Here is a 17,735-nt window from a genome sequence, read left to right as displayed (position 1 = left end):
TTGTCGGTCCGGATGTAGGAGCTGTTTGTGTCTTGGTGTGGGTCTGCGCCTACGTTCTAAACAGGCGGAAAACAGCAGGCGTGCGCTTCTCTCTGAGACGGCTGGGCGTGCGCGATGCCGCCGATTTCAGCAGGAAAAATTGCGATGCATAATTGGCAAAATTAGTCAAATCACCATGCTAGGATCGGTTCCCGGTCACGCCGCCGCGTGGCGCTTTACCCGAGGATCGCCCTATGCACAGCCTGGAAATGACCAAGCCCGATGGTCGGCGCCTGACGCTGTATAGCCGCGCGCCGATCACGGCGGCGGGCCCCGCGCCCAGCCCGTTTGCCCAGCCGCTGCAGGCCAATCCGCACCTGCGCTGGCATCCGCTGCGCGCCGAGTGGGTCATCTATTCGCCGGCGCGCCAGGACCGCACCTTTCTGCCGCCGCCGGAATTCAATCCGCTGGCCGTCACGCGCGACCCGGCCTGGCCGACCGAGCTGCCCCAGGGCGACTACGACATCGCCGTGTTCGACAACCGCTTTCCGGCGCTCTCGCTGGCCGCGCATGACCCGCCGCCCTGCGTGGTGCCGAGCGCGCCGGCCCAGGGCCAATGCGAGGTCGTGGTGTTCACCCAGGACCCGGCGTCGGCCCTGTGCCAGCTGCCGCTGTCGCACATCGAGCTGCTGCTGGCCGTCTGGGCCGAGCGCACACGCCGCCTGGCCGAGGGCGGGCAGATCCGCTACGTGCTGCCGTTTGAAAACCGCGGCGCCGAAGTCGGCGTCACGCTCCACCATCCGCATGGGCAGCTGTACGGCTATCCGTTCGTGCCGCCGGTGCCGGCGCGCATGCTCGAGACCGAACGCCAGTTCTATGCCGAGCGTGGCGGCAACCTGTTGCATGAGCTCGCCCTGCGCGAGCGCGCCGAGGGCACGCGCGTGCTGTATGCGGGGCCGCATGCGCTGGCCTTCGTCCCGGCCTGGGCGCGCTATCCGTATGAAGTCTGGATAACGCCGCTGAGCCCGGTGCCTTCGCTCGACGCCCTGCGCGCCGACCAGCGCGCCGATCTGGCGCGCGCCCTCAAAACCGTGCTGCTCAAGTATGAGCGCTTGTGGCAGCGTCCCTTCCCCTATCTGATGGTCTGGTACCAGGCGCCGTGCGACGGCGCGCCCCATCCGGAATCCCAGCTGCATGCCGAGTTCTATCCGCCTTACCGCAGCCGCGAGCGCCTGAAATACCTGGCCGGCACCGAACTGGGCGCCGGCGCCTTCGCGATGGACACCCTGCCCGAAACCACGGCCGCCGAACTGCAGGCCGTGGATGTCACGCTGGAGCTGGCATGATGCGCCCCGAAGCCTTTCTCGGCGGCGCCCCCGCGGTCTGGGCCTCGGCGCCCGGGCGCGTCAATCTGCTGGGCGAGCATACCGACTACAACGAGGGCTTCATGCTGCCGCTGGCCACGCCCCAGCGCACCGAGGTGGCGCTGGCGCCCAGCGAGGACGGGCGCCACCATGCGTATTCCAGCAACCTCGACCACAGCCTGGTGTTCGGTCCGCAGACGGCGCCCGGGCCCGGCTTCGGCCGCTATCTCGATGGCTGCATGCGCGTGCTGGCCGAGGCGGGCGCCAGCGTGCCGCCGCTGCGGATCTATGTGCGCTCGCGCGTGCCGCTCGGGGCCGGCCTGTCGAGCAGCGCGGCGCTGGAAGTGGCCACCCTGCGCGCCCTGTGCAACTGGTGCCAGTTTCCGCTCGATCCGCTGCGCCTGGCCCAGCTGGCGCAGCAGGCCGAGATCCGCTTTGCCGGCGTGCAGTGCGGCATCCTCGACCAGATGGCCGCCAGCCTCGGCGACGACCAGCATCCGCTGCTGATCGATGCGCGCAGCCTGGCCTGGCGCCCGATTCCCCTGCCGCCGGCCAGCAGCGTGATCGTCATCGATTCCGGCGTCGCGCGCAGTCTGGCCGCCAGCCATTACAACCAGCGCCGCGGCGAATGCCAGCAGGCCGCCCGCCTGCTCGGCGTGGACAGCCTGCGCGATGTGGCCGATGCCAGCCTGGTCGACCAGCTGCCCGAACCCTATCGCAGCCGCGCGCGCCATGTCCTCAGCGAAAACGCGCGCGTGCTTGCGGCCGCCGACGGGGTCGATGCGGCCCGCTTCGGCGCCCTGATGAACGCCTCCCATGCCAGTCTGCGCGATGACTTCGCGGTGTCGCACCCGGCCCTCGACGCGCTGACCAGTCTGCTGCGCGCCGAGCCCGGCGTGTACGGCGCGCGCCTGACCGGGGCCGGTTTTGGCGGGGCCTGCGTGGCCCTGTGCGCGGCCGGTCAGGCGGCCCGGACCGGCGCGCAGGTGGTGGCGGCCTTCAATGCCAATGGCGGCGCCGCGCGCGTCCTGATTCCTGAACCACAGCGAGGTGACGATGAGCCAATTTGAGTACCCACGCCCGCAACTGGTGCGCGATCACTGGCAATGCCTGAACGGGCCCTGGCAGTTCGCCTTCGACGAGGCCCTGGCCTACCACCTGCCGACCGATCCGATCGCCTGGACGCACACGATCGAGGTGCCGTTCTGCCCGGAGTCGGCGGCCAGCGGCATCGGCGACCAGGGCTTTCACCGCAGTTGCTGGTACCGGCGCGAATTCGATTGCGTCAAGGAAGAGCAGGGCAGGGTGCTGCTGCATTTTGGCGCGGTCGACTATGCGGCCCGGGTCTGGGTCAATGGCTGGCTGGTGGCCGAGCACGAGGGTGGTCATACGCCGTTCAGCGCCGATATCACGAATGCGCTCGGACCGCGCCCGCAGCAGGTGGTGGTGGTGCAGGTGCTCGACGACCCGCAGGACCTGGGCAAGCCGCGCGGCAAGCAGGACTGGCTGCCCGAGCCGCATGCGATCTGGTATCCGCGCACGACCGGCATCTGGCAGACGGTCTGGATCGAGCGGGTCGCTTCGACCTATATCGCCAGCCTGCGCTGGACCCCGATCTTCGAAGGTTTTGAGATCGGCTGCGAAATCCATGCGGTCGGCGATATCGATACCGAGCTCTCGGTCGAGGTGCGCATCTGGCATGGCGACACCCAGATGGCGGACGACTTGTACATGCTGATGGGCCAGGAGGCCAACCGCAAGATCGCGCTGGCCGACCCGGGCATCGACGACTCGCGCAATGAATTGCTGTGGAGCCCGGAGCGGCCGACGCTGCTGGAGGCCGAGCTGACCCTGCGCCACCGCGAGCGCGTGCTCGATACGGTGCGCTCCTACACGGCGCTGCGCTCGACGGCCATCAACCGCGACCGCTTCATGCTCAATGGCCGGCCTTACCCGATGCGGCTGGTGCTCGACCAGGGTTACTGGCCGGACAGTCTGATGACGGCCCCGTCCGACGCGGCCCTGCGCCGCGATGTCGAGCTGGCCAAGGCGATGGGCTTCAATGGCGTGCGCAAGCACCAGAAGATCGAAGACCCGCGCTACCTGTACTGGGCCGACCGCCTCGGCCTGCTGGTGTGGGAAGAAATGCCCTCGGCCTACCGCTTCAGCGCGCGCGCCATCACGCGCATGGTGCGCGAGTGGACCGAAGCCATCGAGCGCGATTACAGCCATCCCTGCGTCATCGTCTGGGTGCCGTTCAATGAGTCCTGGGGCGTGCCGAATCTGACGGCGATGCAGGCGCACCGCAATGCCGTCGAGGCGCTGTATCACCTGACCAAGACGCTCGACTCGACCCGGCCCGTGATCGGCAACGATGGCTGGGAGGCCTCGGCCACCGACATCCTCGGCATCCACGACTACGACAACGACCCCGAACGCCTGGGCGCGCGCTACGAGGTGACCGACCCGGTGCGCACGCTGTTCGAGCAACGCCGCCCGGGCGGACGCATCCTGACGCTCGACGGTTTCCCGCACCGCGGCCAGCCGGTCGTGCTGACCGAATTCGGCGGCATCGCCTTCGATCCCGAGGCGGCCGACGACGGCGCCACCTGGGGCTATGCGCGCGCGCGTTCGAGCGAGGAATTGCTCGCCCATTACCGCGAGCTGCTGGCCGTCGTCAGCCGCACCCAGATGTTCAGCGGCTTTTGCTACACCCAGTTCGCCGACACCTTCCAGGAATCGAATGGCCTGTTGACGGCCACGCGCGAACCCAAGGTGCCACTCGATTTATTGAATGCGGCCACGCGCAATGCGGTGCTGTTGCCACAGCCACCGGCCGCGTGTCCGGAAAGAGGAGGGGACAGCAGCTAAGCCCGATGCTCGATCACCCCTGCCGTGGCAGCGGCGCCGCCGACTGCCGATCTGTCTGCGCCCGTCTGGGCAAAAGGAGACCCCATGCAAACTCTCGTTGTGTTCTGCCATCTGCGCTGGGACTTTGTCTACCAGCGTCCGCAACATCTGATGACGGCCCTGGCCCGCACCTATCGCGTGCTGTTCGTCGAGGAGCCGGTCTACAGTCCGGGCACCCCCTTTCTCCAGATCGCCACGCCGATCCCCAACCTGACCGTGTGCCAGCCGCATACGCCGGTGCAGGCTGCCGGTTTCCATGATGACCAGATCCCGGTGCTGCAGCAGCTGCTGACCGATTTGGTGCCGCGCGGCGAACATCCGCTGGTCTGTCTGTACACGCCGATGGCCCTGCCGCTGCTGGCGGGCCTCGATCCGGGCCTGGTCGTCTACGATTGCATGGACGAGCTGTCGGCCTTTAAGAACGCGCCCAAGCAGCTGCTGCAGCGCGAGACGGCGCTGCTGAAGGTGGCCGATCTGGTGTTCGCCGGCGGCCCCAGCCTGTACGAGGCCAAGCGCGCGCGCCACCCGCAGGCGCATTGCTTCCCCAGCAGCGTCGACGCGGCCCATTTCGGCCGTGCGCTCAGCCTGCGCGAGCATCCGGACCAGGCTGGCCTGCCGCATCCGCGCCTGGGCTTCTTCGGCGTCATCGACGAGCGCTGCGACCTCGCTCTGCTGGCGGCCCTGGCCGATGCCGACACCAATTGGGAGGTGGTGCTGGTCGGTCCGGTCGTCAAGATCGACCCCGCCAGTCTGCCGCGCCGCCCGAATCTGCACTACCTGGGCCAGCGCGACTACGCCGATCTGCCCGCCTTCCTGGCCGGCTGGGATGTCTGTCTGCTGCCGTTCGCGCTGAACGAGGCGACGCGCTTCATCAGTCCGACCAAGGTGCTCGAGTACATGGCGGCCGAGCGGCCCATCGTCAGTACGGCCATTCGTGATGTGGCCGAACCGTATGGCGAACTGGTGGCGGTGGCGCCGCATCACGCCGCCTTTATCGACGCCTGCCGTGCGGCCCTGGCCTTGCCGGCCGAGGCGCGCGCCGCACTGGTGACGCGCATGCGCGCGCGCGTGGCCGCCACGTCCTGGGAAGCGACGGCCGCGCGCATGGTCCAGCTGATGGCGCATACGACGCCGGGGCGGCGCATCCAGGCCCTGGGCGCTGTCCCCGATGCGGCCGCCAGCGCGCCGGCCGTGCGGCCGGCCCATGCCAAGGGCAGCGAGGTGGCCTGCGCCATCATCGGCGCCGGTCCGACCGGACTGTCGGCCGCCTATCATCTGGGGCCGGACACGCTGTTGCTCGAACGCGAGGCCGAGGTCGGCGGCTGGTGCCGTTCGGTCCAGCAGGCGGGCTTCACCTTCGACCATGCCGGCCACATCATGTTCTCGAACGACCCCTATGTGCTCGAGCTCTACCAGATCCTGCTCGGTGACAACCAGCATTGGCAGGACCGCGAAGCCTGGGTCTACAGCAAGCAGGTGTACACGCGCTACCCCTTCCAGGCCGCCCTGTACGGGCTGCCGCCGGGCGTCATCAAGGAGTGCATCGTCGGCGCCATCGAGGCGCGCTACGGGCGCCGCGGCACCGCGCCGGCCTGTGCGCCGGGCCAGGTCGATGACTGCTGCGCCGATGGGACGGCCGACACCGCCAATGCGGGCAGCAGCGCCCAGCTGCGCACGACCAGCAATTTCGAGCAATTCATCTACGAGGTCTGGGGCGCCGGCATTGCGCGCCATTTCGCCGTGCCCTACAACCAGAAACTGTGGACCGTGCCCCTGGCCGAGATGGAAACCTCGTGGCTCGGCGGGCGTGTGCCCCTGCCCGATCTGGACGCCATCATCGAGGGCGCGCTGTCGCCGGTGCCGCGGCCGATGGGGCCAAATGCGCGCTTCGGCTACCCGCGCCGCGGCGGCTTCCAGGCGCTGGTGTCGGGCTTCCTGCCGCATATCCGCGGCAAGCTCATGACCAAGGCCGAAGTGGCGCGCGTGCTGCCGCGCGAACACTGCCTGGTGCTGGCCGACGGGCGCCGCATCCATTACCGCCAGCTGCTCAGTACGATGCCCTTGCCTGAACTGGTCCGCCGCATCGGCAGCGCCGCGCCGCCGGCCGTGCGCGCCGCCGCCGAGGGCCTGCGCCATATCTCGGTGCGCTGCGTCCACCTCGGCATCGGACGGCCGCACTTGAGCGACAAGCACTGGATTTACTACCCCGAAGACACGATCTTCCATCGCATCTTTTTGCAGGGCAATGCCAGCCCCGACTGCAATGCCCCGGGTGGCTTCGGCCTGACCTGCGAGATTTCGTATTCGCCGACCAAGCCCTTGCCTTGCGAAGGGGCGGAGCTGATCCAGCGGTGCATCGACGATTGCATTCGCGTCGGCATGTTCGGGCGTGATGATCCGGTCTGGGCCAGTGTCGAGCTCGATATGCCGTATGCCTATGTGCTCTACGACCACCAGCGCGCGGCCAATGTGGCCACCATCCGCAGCTGGCTGGCCGACTTCGATATCACGCTGGCCGGGCGCTACAGCGAATGGGAGTATTACAACTCCGACCACGCCTTCCTGGCCGGGCGCCGCGCGGCCCAGCAGGTGCGCAGCGCCTTGCATGCCGCGCCCACGCCGGCCAAGGTGGAGCTATGAGTGCAGACAAGCGCGTGCTGGTGGTCGGTGGCGCCGGCTATATCGGCTCGCACATGGTCAAGTGCCTGCTGCAGGCCGGCTACCAGGTGGTGGTGCTCGATGATCTGGGCGCCGGCCACCGCGACGCCGTGCCGGCCGGCGTGCTGGTGGCCGGGCCGGCCGGCTCGCGCGCCGTGCTCGACACCCTGTTCCAGGCCTGCCCGGTCGCGGCCATCATGCATTTTGCCGGCGATATCCAGGTCGGCGAATCGGTGCAGCGGCCGCTCAAATACTATGCGAACAACCTGGGCGCGACCATCACCCTGCTCGAAGCGGCGCTCGCCCATGGCGTGCAGTCTTTCATCTTTTCCTCGACCGCGGCGATCTTCGGCGCGCCCCAGTACACGCCGATCGACGAGGCGCATCCGGCCGCGCCGATCAATCCCTACGGGCGCAGCAAGTGGATGGTCGAGCAGGTGCTGGCCGATGCCAGCAGCGCGCACGGGCTGCGCAGCGTCTGCCTGCGCTATTTCAATGCGGCCGGGGCCGATCCGGAAGGCCAGCTGGGCGAGCGCCACAGCCCGGAAACCCATCTGATTCCGCTGCTGCTGCAAGTGGCCAGCGGCCGGCGCGCGAGCCTGAGTCTGTTCGGTGACGACTATCCGACGCCGGACGGCACCTGCGTGCGCGACTACATCCATGTGAGCGACCTGTGCGAGGCCCATCTGCTGGCCTTGCGCTATCTGGAAGGCGGCGGCGCCAGTGCCCGTTTCAATCTGGGCAATGGCGCCGGCTATTCGAACCGCGAAGTGCTGGCCGCCGTGCGCCGCGTGACCGGGCGGCCGGTGCCCGTCACGATCGGTCCGCGCCGGCCCGGCGATCCGCCGATCCTGGTGGCCGAGTCGCGTCTGGCGCGCGCCACGCTCGGCTGGGCGCCGCGCTGGCCGGATATCGACGCCATCATTGCCCACGCCTGGGCCTGGGAGCAGAAGCAAGGAGGTCAACCGGGACACTGATCGGCGCATTTGCGCCAGCGCAAACGTAGCAGGGCGGGCGCGCCCTAAGCTTGCCGGGTTGCCGGCCGTGCAATCTCCCCCCATTTTCCTGACGAGGTGACTATGGCCAGACTGTTCGTTGTTGCTGTTTCCGCGCTGTTCCTGCTCACTGCCTGCAGTATGCGCCTGCCCATGGGCGCCGGGCAGCAGACCATGGAGGAACCCGTCCCCATCAATACCAGCCTGGTGGCGCGCCAGCGTGCCGCCTACCAGCATCCGGGCGCCTTGCCCCCCAATCTGACGGCGGCGGCCCAGGCGCCGTATACATTAGGGCCCGGTGATATTCTCGCCATCGCCGTCTGGGACCATCCGGAGCTGCTGCCCCCGAATTCGCAGGACCTGCCCGTGACAGCCCAGGCGGCCGGCATCTCGACCCCGGCGCCGGGCTTTGCCATCGATGGCGAGGGGCGGCTGCAGTTTCCGTATGCAGGCAGCGTGCCCGCGGCTGGCCTGACGGTCGAGCAACTGCGCCAGGAACTCGGCCAGCGCCTGTCGCGCGTGCTGCGCGAGCCGCGCATCACCGTGCGGGTCCAGGCCTACCGCAGCAAGCGCGTGTATGTGGACGGCCAGGTGCGCCAGCCCGGTCTGCAAACCCTCGACGATGTGCCGATGACGGTCCAGGAGGCCGTCCAGCGCGCCGGCGGCCTGCTGCCCGAGGCCGACGCCAGCCGCGTCAGTCTGGAACGCGGCACGCAGCGCTATCCGCTCGATCTGGTGCGCCAGACGGCGGCCGGGCGTCTGCTGCTGTTGCCGAACGACGTCTTGCATGTGCCGCCGCGCGAGGACAACCGGGTGTTCGTGGCCGGCGAGGTGCTGGCGCCGCGTGCACTCAATATGCGCGCCGGCCGCCTGACCCTGAACGAGGCGCTCGGCGAGGTCGGCGGCATCAATCCCCAGACCGGTGACGCCAGCCAGGTGTATGTGGTGCGCCAGGAGGGGGGCAAGGCGCGCGTCTACCGCCTCGATGCGCGCGCGGCCGAGGCCCTGGCCCTGGCCGAGCAGTTCGAACTCGAAGCCCGCGATGTCGTGTATGTGGCCGCCTCGCCGCTGGCCAACTGGCACCGTGCCATCAGCCTGGTGTTCCCGGGCGCCTTGTCCGCGGCCGTCAGCGCCGCCAAACCCTGAGCGAGGCCAGCATGCAATTTCATCCCGCCCCCTATGCCTTGCCCAATGCCGCAGGCGCTGCGCCGGTGGCGCCGCCGCTGCCGCCATCCCCGCATGCCGAGGCCGGCTGGCAGCAGTATGTCGACTGGATCTGGCGCGCGCGCCGCCTCGTGCTCGGTGCCGCCCTGGTCTGCGCGCTCGGCGCTGGTCTCTACTGTCTGGCCGCGCGTCCCGTGTATGAGTCGAACCTGCTGATCCATGTGGAAGAAGAGCGGCCGAATGCGGCGCGCAATATCGTCACCGATGTCTCCTCGCTGTTCGACACCAAGAAGGCCGCAATCGCCGAGATGGAAGTGCTGCGTTCGCGCCTCGTGCTCGGCCCGGCAGTCGACCGTTTGCGTCTCCACATCGCCGCCGAGCCGCGCAGCTTCCCGCTCGGGCGCTTCCTGCTCGGCGAGCGCAGCGCGCGCGATACGCTGGCCGCGCCGCCCCTCGGTCTGCTGGGCCAGTACGCCTGGGGCGGCGAGCAGATCAAGGTGGCCGAATTCGAGGTGCCGGCCGCGCTGCAGGATCAGGTATTTGAGCTGCACGTCGGCGAGCAGGGCCGTTGGGTCCTGAGCATGCCGGGCGCGCCGCGCCTGCTCAGCGGCCGGGTGGGCGAGGAGGCGCGCGCCCAGCTCGACAGCGGTGGCCTGCAATTGCGCGTGGCCAGTCTGCGCGCGCGCCCGGGCACGAGTTTCTACTTGCGCAAGCAGAGCCGTGCGCGTGCCATCGCCGCCTTGCAGCAGGGCCTGGCCATCAGCGAGCAGGGCAAGCAATCGGGCGTGATCGAGGTGAAGCTGCAGGGCTATGATCCGGAACGCGTGACCGCCACGCTCGACCACGTGGCGCGCGAATACCTGCGGCAGCATCTGGCCCGCAAGACCGAGGACGCGGGCAATACGCTGGCCTTTCTCGATCAGCAATTGCCGGCGCTGAAAAGCCAGCTCGAGCGGGCCGAGGCCAGCTATAACCAGTTCCGCAGCAGCCACGGCACCGTCAATGTCGGCGAGGAAGTGCGCCTGAGTCTGGAGCGGGCCAATCAGGCCAAGGCGCGCCGCAGTGAGCTTCAGCTCAAGCGCCTCGAGTTGCTCGGGCGCTTCACCGATGCCCACCCGCAGCTGGCCGCCGTGAATGCGCAATTGCGCGAAGCCCAGAACGAGCTCACCCAGCAGGAGGCCCAGATCCGCGCCCTGCCGATGCTTGAACAGGAAGAGGCCCGGCTGGCGCGCGAGGTCAAGGTCAGCCAGGAGTTGTATACAGCGCTGCTCAACACGGCCCAGCAGCTGCGCCTGCTGTCGGCCGGGCAGGTCAGCAATGTGCGCCTGGTCGACGCCCCGGTCGAGGCGGAAAAACCGGTGCGCCCGAACCGCCCGCTGGTGCTGGCCCTGGCCACCCTGAGCGGGCTCTTCCTGGGCGCCATCCTGGCCCTGTTGCGGCGCGCCGTGCAGGTCCGCATCGACGATCCCGAACAGCTCGACGCCGTGCTCGGCGCCGGCCTCGTGTACGCGAGCATTCCGCACAGCCAGGTTGAACAGCGGCGCACGCGCCAGGGCCGGCCGCGCCTGCCGCTGCTGTCGCAGGCCGCGCCCGACGATCCGGCCGTGGAAAGCCTGCGCGCCCTGCGCACGGCCTTGCGCCACGCCATGCCCCACTGCCGCAACCATGTGGTCTGCATCAGCGGCCTGCATGCGGGCGCCGGCCTGCATTTTGTGCTGGCCAATCTGGCCAGTCTGGCGGCGGCCAGTGGCCAGCGCGTGTTGCTGATCGACGCCGATGTGCGCGGCGGCCGCCTGCATCAGGTGTTCGGCATGGACCCGGTGCCCGGCCTGACCGAAGTCCTCGGCGGCAATCTGCCGCCGGGCCAGGCAGTCTGCCGCCAGGTGCGCGAAGGTCTCGACTTGCTGCCCAGCGGTGCAGCGCTGCCGAGCCTGGCCGACGGACCGCTCGACGCCCGCTTTGGCGAGCTCGTGCGTGAGCTCGACGCCCACTATGATCTGGTGCTCGTGCTGGCCCCGCCGGTGATGACGCGCGCCGATGCCCTGGTGCTGGCGCGCCATGCGGCGGCCGTGTTCCTGCTGGCGCGGGCCGGCCACAGCGCGCCGGGCCAGGTGCGCGCTGCCGTGCAGCGCCTGAACCAGGCGGGCGTGCTGCCGCATGGGATTATTCTGAACGACACGCCGGCGCCGCCGCCGCCGGCCGGTCCGCTGCGCCTGGCCTGGCAAGCGGCCTGAATCCTGAACGTTCCCGGCTGTTAAACAATTCCTGCAGGACTTAAATCCTGCAGGAATTTTTTTTCCAAAAGCATTGAACTTTGGAAGTTTCCTCGAGTCAAACCTTGCTCTGAATCACCAAAGAGCAAGGTACTCTGATGAAACTCCGCAACACTTCGACCCTGTCCCTCTTGATCACCGCCGCCCTGGGCTCCCTGCTCAGTGCATGTGGCGGCGGCGCCGATGGCGCAGCTGGCAGCAGCGCGCAGGCGCCGACCCAATTCGCCAGCATCGGCACCAGCGCCACGCTGACCGACATTTATGTGAGCACGAGCGGCGCCGACACCAATGCCGGTACGTCCAGCGCACCGCTCAAAACCATCAGCCGCGCCGCCCAGCTGGCCGGCCCGGGCAGCACCATCCACGTGGCGGCAGGCACCTATGCGGGTGGCTTCCAGACCACGGTCAGCGGCACCGCCACGGCCCGCATCCGCTTCGTGTCGGACAAGAAGTGGGGCGCGCGCATTGTGCCGCCGGCCAATTCGAGCACGGCCGCCGCCTGGGACAACCGCGGCAGCTATGTGGACATCGACGGCTTCGAGGTCGATGGCAGCGCCGTCCAGAGCGGCACGCCCTGGTCGACCGGCATCTACACGGGAGGCGGCAACGACGTCATCAAGAATAACCACGTGCACCACATCGGCGCCAGCGGCAGCTGTCTGTCGGGCGGCGGCATCGGCGCCGACAGCTATTACAAAGGCACCAATAACGACGTGTATGCGAACCTCGTGCACGATATTGGCGTCGCTGGCTGCCAGACGATGTTCGGCATGTATGTCAGCACCCCGGACAGCGATGTGAAGAACAACCTGATCTATGCAGTCTCTGACGCCGCCGTGCAGCTCTGGCACGACGCCACGCGCGCCAAGGTCGTCAACAATACGATCTTCAATGCCAATATCGGCGTGCTGGTCGGCAGCGGAGATTATTACAGCACCAGCGGACCCAACGACTACTCCACGGTGTCTAACAATATCATCGTCGATAACCGCTATGGTGTCGTCGAGCGTGGGGCCACCGGCACCCACAATGTCTACCGCAACAACCTGATGAACCAGAATGCGATGCTTGATTTCCAGCTCCAAAACGGTCTGACGGCCAGCGCCACGGTCAGCGCGGCGCCCGGCTTCATCAATTATGTGCGCACCGGCGGCGGCGACTATCATCTGGCCACGGGCTCGGCCGCGATCGGCCGCGCCTACAGCGCCGATGCGCCCAGCACCGACCTGGACGGCGTGACCCGTTCCAGCACCACCGTCGATATCGGCGCCTACCAGTATGTGGCCTCGGCCCAGCCGCCGGAACCGGCCTTCAGCGCCGTCACCGCCTATCACCTGTACGTGGCCACCACGGGTTCGGACAGCAACCCCGGCACCGCCAGCGCGCCGCTGAAGACCATTGCCCGCGCCGCCGCCCTGGCCAAGCCGGATACCACGGTCCATGTCGCGCCCGGCACCTATTACGGTGGTTTCAAGACGACCACGAGCGGCACCGCCACGGCCCGCATCTACTATGTGTCGAGCACCAAGTGGGGCGCGCGCATCGTACCGCCGGCCAGCTCGAGCAATGACACGGCCTGGGACAACCGCGGCAACTATGTCGAAATCAATGGCTTTGACATCGACGGCTCCAGCCCGCAGGGCGGCACGCCCTGGCTGCACGGCATCTACACGGGTGGTTCCTACGGCAAGATCAAGGGCAACCACGTGCACCATATCGCCACCAATGTGGCCTGCACGAGCGCCGGCGGTTCGGCCATCGGCATCGACAGCTACTACCATGGGGTCGCCACGGACGTGATCAACAACACCGTGCACGATATCGGCACCGCCGGTTGCGCCTACATTCAGGGTATCTACATGAGCACCACGGGCAGCATCCAGAACAACGTGGTCTACCGTGTCGGCCAGGCGGCCATTCACCTGTGGCACGACGCCTCGGATGTGCTGATCGCGAATAACACCGTGACCAGCTCGACCTTCGGCATCATCGTCGGCGGCGGTGATTTCTACTACGACACCAGCGGCGCCGACAACGTGCGTGTGACCAACAATATCGTTTTCGACAACAAGTACGGTATCTCGGAGCAGGGCACGACGGGCATCCACAATGTCTACACGAATAACCTCGTGTACCAGAACGCCAGCTACAACCTGAGCCTGAGGAACGGTCTGAGCGCGAAGAGCACGGTCAGTGCCGATCCCCAGTTCAGCACCTACAGCCGCACCGGCAGCGCCGACTACCACCTGAAGTCGACCTCGCCCGCGATCGGCACGGGCAGCACCACGCTGGCACCGACGACCGACATCGACGGCTACCAGCGCACCCCGATCGGGCTCGGCGCCTACCAGTACCGCTAAGCCTCGGGCAGCAGACGCCGCTTGAGCCAGGCGCGCACGGCTCCCGTGTGCGCCTCGAAGGCGGCGTAGCAGAGCGATGATCCGAACACGATGGCGGCCAGCCACTGCAGATAATGCAGCAGGCTGGTCGTCGCGTACGGATCGAGTGGCGCCGGCTGCAAGGCCCACAACAGCGGCATGTGCATCACATACAGCGTGAACGAGAAGGCGGCCAGACCGGCCGCACTCTCGGCCAGCCGCGGCGTCAGGCCGCGCCGCGCGCCCCCCGGCAGCAACGCCAGGCACAGACCAAACATAGCGCCATACAGCAGATCCTGCCCAATCGAGCGCAGGTCGAGATCGTCATTCCAGCCGCGCAGGCGCAGATAGGCGGCCAGGGCGGCAAAACCGAGCCAGGCCGGCACGGCCAGACCCGCCGCGGCGGGCAAGCGCAGACGCGAGGCGGCCGCTCCGATCAGCCACACCAGAAAATACAGACTCAGGGCGGCCGGCGCCAGGCCCAGCCACAGCGAGACGAGACCCGCCGCCAGCCAGCGGCGCGCGCTGCTCGTAGCCGTCGCGGCCGCCAGCAGCAGCGGGAACATCGCGTAGTAGGCCGTTTCGTTCACGAGCGACCAGAGCGGGAAATTGCCGCCGAATGCGGGCACGACCAGGGTCTGCCATCCGAACAGATTGCCGAGCAAGACAGGCCAATCGGGCAGCTGTCCGGCCAGCACCGCGCTCAGCAGCAAACATGGCAGCAGCACTGTCCACAGCCGGCTGATGCGGTCGATTGCATAGTGCTCGTAAGCCAGCGGCCGGCGGAACTTCTCCAGCAGACTGCCGCCCACCAGCCAGCCGGACAGCACAAAAAACAGCACAACGGCCTGATGCGCAAAGCCGGTCAGAAAGGCCAGCGCCTGCAGCCACAGTGGCGGATCGCTAATCGAGCGCATGCCCGGAAACACCGCCGCGCGCAGATGGGCAGCCGCCACTTCCAGTGCCGCCAGGCCACGCAGCAGGGCGATGACGCTGGTGCGCCAATCTGCCTGCGCGGGCAGGGCCGGCACCTCGCGCCACAGCAGGGCGCCCACGGTGGCCAGCAGAATCCGCACGTCCTGGCCGAAGCTGCGCGTCCGCACATAGTCGAGGTAATAGCCGAGTTTGACCGGCAGAATCTGGTCGCGGTACACGCGCTCGGGGTCATGCGCGCCATCGAGCAGGCGGCTTTCGTCGCGGTAGCGGATCGCGGCCCAGTCCGTAATGCCGGGCGTGACCGACAGCACAGTCTGGCGCACGGCCTCCGGATACCAGGCCACATAGCGCGCCACCTCGGGCCGCGGACCGACCAGGCTCATCTCGCCGCGCAGCACATTGATCAGCTGCGGCAGCTCGTCCAGCTTGGTCCGGCGCAACAGGGCGCCCGCCCGTGTGATGCGCGGATCGGCACGCACCGACAGCTGACAGGCCTGGGCCGCGTCGGCCCGCATCGTCCGAAATTTCAGTATCGTGAAAGGCACGCCGTGGCGGCCGATACGCGTCTGGCGAAACAGCACCGGCCCCGGGGAATCGAGCCGGATCGACAAGCCAATCAGACCCAGCAGCGGGCTCAACAGAAGCAAACCGAGCATGGCCGCCGCCACGTCGAAGCAGCGCTTGGCTAACATAGCAGCTCCCGCACGGCCTGAATCACCCGGTCCTGGTCGCTATCGCTCATGCGCGTGTACAGTGGCAGACTCAGCATGCGGTGATAGGCCGCCTCCGCGTGCGGAAATTGCTCGGGCCGCAACTGATAGTGGTCGCGCCAGTACGGATGGCGATGCAGGGGAATGAAATGCACGCTGGTGCCGATGCCGCGTTCGGCCAGCTTCTCGATCAGACCATCGCGCGTGATCGCCGCCTCGCGCGTCAGGCGCACCGGGTACAGATGCCAGGCATGCTGGCTGTCGGCCGCCGCATCGAGCGGCAGCTGCAGCGGCAGGCATTGCAGCCCCTCGGCGTAACGGCGCGCCAGGGCTTGGCGGCGGACGAGAAAGCGATCGATCTTGCGCAGCTGCTGCAGGCCGACCGCCGCCGCCAGATCGGGCAGATTGTATTTGTAGCCGGGCGCCACCACCAGATAATGCCAGGACGGCCGCTGCGCGGTATAGCGTTCGAATGCATCCTGGCTGATGCCGTGCAGGCGCATCACCCGTACGCGCTCGGCGATGGCCGGATCGCGCGTGACCACCATGCCGCCTTCACCCGTGGTGATGGTCTTGTTGGCATAGAAGCTAAACACCGTCACGTCGCTGTCCAGCGTGCCCACCAGGCGTCCGCGGTAGCGCGTCGGGAAGGCATGCGCCGCGTCCTCCACCACGCGCAGCCCATGCGCCTCGGCCAGTTCGAACAGCGCGTCCATGGCGCAGGGCAGGCCCGCGTAATGCACGGGGATGATGGCGCGCGTGCGAGGTGTCACGGCGCGTGCCACCGTCAGCGGATCGAGGTTCAGCGTGACCGGGTCGACGTCCACGATGACCGGATCGGCTCCCAGATAGCGCACCACTTCGGCCGTGGCGGTGAAGGTCATGGTCGGCACAATCACCTCGTCGCCCGCGCCGATGCCGAGCGCCTCCAGCGCCAGATGCAGACCCGCCGTGGCGGAATTGACGGCCAGCGCATGCACGCCGCCGCCCAGGTAATCGGCAAAGGCCTGTTCGAAGCGGCGCGCGCGCGGGCCGGTGGTGATCCAGCCCGAGCGCAGGCAGGCAATCACTTCATCGACTTCTTCTTCGCCCAGCTCGGGCAGGGCGAATGGCAGAAAGCTTGGATTCATGGCGATTCCTCCACACAGGCACTGAGAAAGCGGGACGCCAGTACGGCGTAGTCGAGGTGGCGCAGCGCGTGTTCGCGTCCGCGCCGGCCCAGCGCGCGGCGCGCGTCGGGCGCCATCGCAGCCAGCGAGCGCAGGGCGCGCGCCAGGGCGGCCGGGTCTTCGGGCGGCACCGACAGGCCGCAGCCGGCCTCGCGCACCGGGTCGTTGCCGGCATCGACCGCATGCACGATCGGGCATCCAGCCATCATGTAGTCGCCCAGTTTGTTGGGCGCGATGCCGAAGCGGTACAGCGACTGGCGCCGCCAGCCCAGATAGGCGATATCGAATTGGGCCAGCAGGGCCGGCATCTGCGGCTTGGGCAGCGGCGCCAGAAAGTGCACCTGGCGCAGCTGCAGTTCCGAGGCCAGCGCGCGCAGCTGCGCCTTCTCCGGTCCCTGGCCGGCCAGTACGAACACCAGCGGCAGTTCGCGCAGCAGATCGGCCGCCTGCAGCAGGATGTGCAGGGCATTGGCCAGACCGTGGCTGCCCGCATAGCCGACCACCAGCCGGCCCTGGGCGCGCCACTGGGCGAACAGGCTGGCGAGAGCGGGACTGAGACTGGCGCCGCCGGCGCGCCACTCGGCCACCGCCACGCCATTGGGCACGATATGCAGCTTGCTCAGGTCCAGCCCGTGCGCCGCCATATGCGGCCCCACCTTGGGCAGGATCGACACCACCCGGTCCGCATGGCGGTAGGCGTAGTCCTCGGCCGCCTGCATCAGCACGATGAAGGGGTGCCAGCGTGACATCGGCCCCAGTTCCATGGGACTGAGCGGCCACAGGTCATGGACCTCGAACACCAGGCGCGCACCGGCCAGGCGCGCGATGCGGCGCGCCGGCCAGATATCGGCCGGGTAGGTGCTGGAGGCGATCACCACCTCCGGCCGCCACTGGCGCGCCAATGCGGGCGCCAGCCGCCACAGGCTCTGGACGAAGGCCGCCAGATTGCGCGCCCGGCTCAGCCCATTGCCTTGATAGCGCGGCGTCGCCAGCCAGCGGTAGTGGATGCCGTCGATGTCTTCATCGAGCCAGTCGCGCCCGCCGAGGCAGGGCCCGCGCTGGCGCAGGTGCGACTGATCGGCGGCGACGATATGCACCTCGTGCCCGGCCGCGACCCATTCGCGCGCCAGGTAGTAGGGCCGGAACTCCATGCCGTGGCGCGGCGAACCGGCGTAATGATTGATGAGCAGGATACGCAT

At 68.1% G+C, this 17,735-nt stretch carries 11 protein-coding genes; 8 read left to right on the top strand and 3 right to left on the bottom strand.

The window, feature by feature from the left end:
• Positions 1-233: 233 nt before the first annotated feature.
• From galT to LZ005_RS08145, 8 genes are all read left to right on the top strand, one after another.
• Positions 234-1,325 (top strand): galactose-1-phosphate uridylyltransferase, encoded by a 1,092-nt coding sequence (galT, locus tag LZ005_RS08180; RefSeq protein ID WP_237806525.1) that lies wholly within the window; start codon positions 234-236, stop codon positions 1,323-1,325.
• Complete coding sequence (gene galK, locus LZ005_RS08175) at positions 1,322-2,413, top strand: galactokinase (protein ID WP_237806523.1); 1,092 nt, start codon at positions 1,322-1,324, stop codon at positions 2,411-2,413. Before galT ends, galK begins: the two co-directional genes overlap by 4 nt.
• Positions 2,400-4,214, top strand: coding sequence for a glycoside hydrolase family 2 protein (locus tag LZ005_RS08170; RefSeq protein ID WP_237806521.1), 1,815 nt, complete (start codon positions 2,400-2,402; stop codon positions 4,212-4,214). The genes galK and LZ005_RS08170 overlap by 14 nt, the downstream gene beginning before the upstream one ends.
• An 84-nt stretch (positions 4,215-4,298) precedes the next feature.
• Positions 4,299-6,893, top strand: coding sequence for an FAD-dependent oxidoreductase (locus LZ005_RS08165; protein ID WP_237806520.1), 2,595 nt, complete (start codon positions 4,299-4,301; stop codon positions 6,891-6,893).
• Complete coding sequence (gene galE / locus LZ005_RS08160; RefSeq protein ID WP_237806518.1) at positions 6,890-7,888, top strand: UDP-glucose 4-epimerase GalE; 999 nt, start codon at positions 6,890-6,892, stop codon at positions 7,886-7,888. Before LZ005_RS08165 ends, galE begins: the two co-directional genes overlap by 4 nt.
• Positions 7,889-7,990: 102 nt before the next feature.
• Complete coding sequence (locus tag LZ005_RS08155; protein ID WP_237806516.1) at positions 7,991-9,052, top strand: polysaccharide biosynthesis/export family protein; 1,062 nt, start codon at positions 7,991-7,993, stop codon at positions 9,050-9,052.
• An 11-nt stretch (positions 9,053-9,063) separates the two neighbouring features.
• Complete coding sequence (locus LZ005_RS08150; RefSeq protein ID WP_237806514.1) at positions 9,064-11,304, top strand: GNVR domain-containing protein; 2,241 nt, start codon at positions 9,064-9,066, stop codon at positions 11,302-11,304.
• Positions 11,305-11,441: 137 nt separating this feature from the next.
• Entirely contained in the window at positions 11,442-13,703 is a 2,262-nt protein-coding gene (locus LZ005_RS08145; protein ID WP_237806512.1) for a DUF1565 domain-containing protein, read from the top strand.
• On the opposite strand, the gene LZ005_RS21770 is transcribed toward LZ005_RS08145, so the two are convergent.
• From LZ005_RS21770 to LZ005_RS08125, 3 genes are read right to left on the bottom strand one after another with little or no spacing between them, the layout of a single operon-like run.
• Positions 13,700-15,349 carry a sugar transferase gene (locus LZ005_RS21770; protein WP_307727782.1) on the bottom strand — a complete coding sequence of 550 codons (1,650 nt, stop codon included), beginning with the start codon at positions 15,347-15,349 and terminating at the stop codon, positions 13,700-13,702. The genes LZ005_RS08145 and LZ005_RS21770 overlap by 4 nt on opposite strands.
• Positions 15,343-16,497: a DegT/DnrJ/EryC1/StrS aminotransferase family protein gene (locus tag LZ005_RS08130; protein ID WP_237806510.1), complete on the bottom strand. Its 1,155-nt coding sequence runs from the start codon at positions 16,495-16,497 to the stop codon at positions 15,343-15,345. The genes LZ005_RS21770 and LZ005_RS08130 overlap by 7 nt, the downstream gene beginning before the upstream one ends.
• On the bottom strand, positions 16,494-17,735 hold the full coding sequence (locus tag LZ005_RS08125) for a glycosyltransferase family 4 protein (RefSeq protein ID WP_237806508.1): 1,242 nt from the start codon (positions 17,733-17,735) through the stop codon (positions 16,494-16,496). The genes LZ005_RS08130 and LZ005_RS08125 overlap by 4 nt, the downstream gene beginning before the upstream one ends.

The organism is Massilia sp. TS11 (assembly GCF_022012445.1).
Classification (GTDB): Bacteria; Pseudomonadota; Gammaproteobacteria; order Burkholderiales; family Burkholderiaceae_D; genus Telluria.
This window is presented reverse-complemented; position numbering and strand designations above follow the sequence as displayed.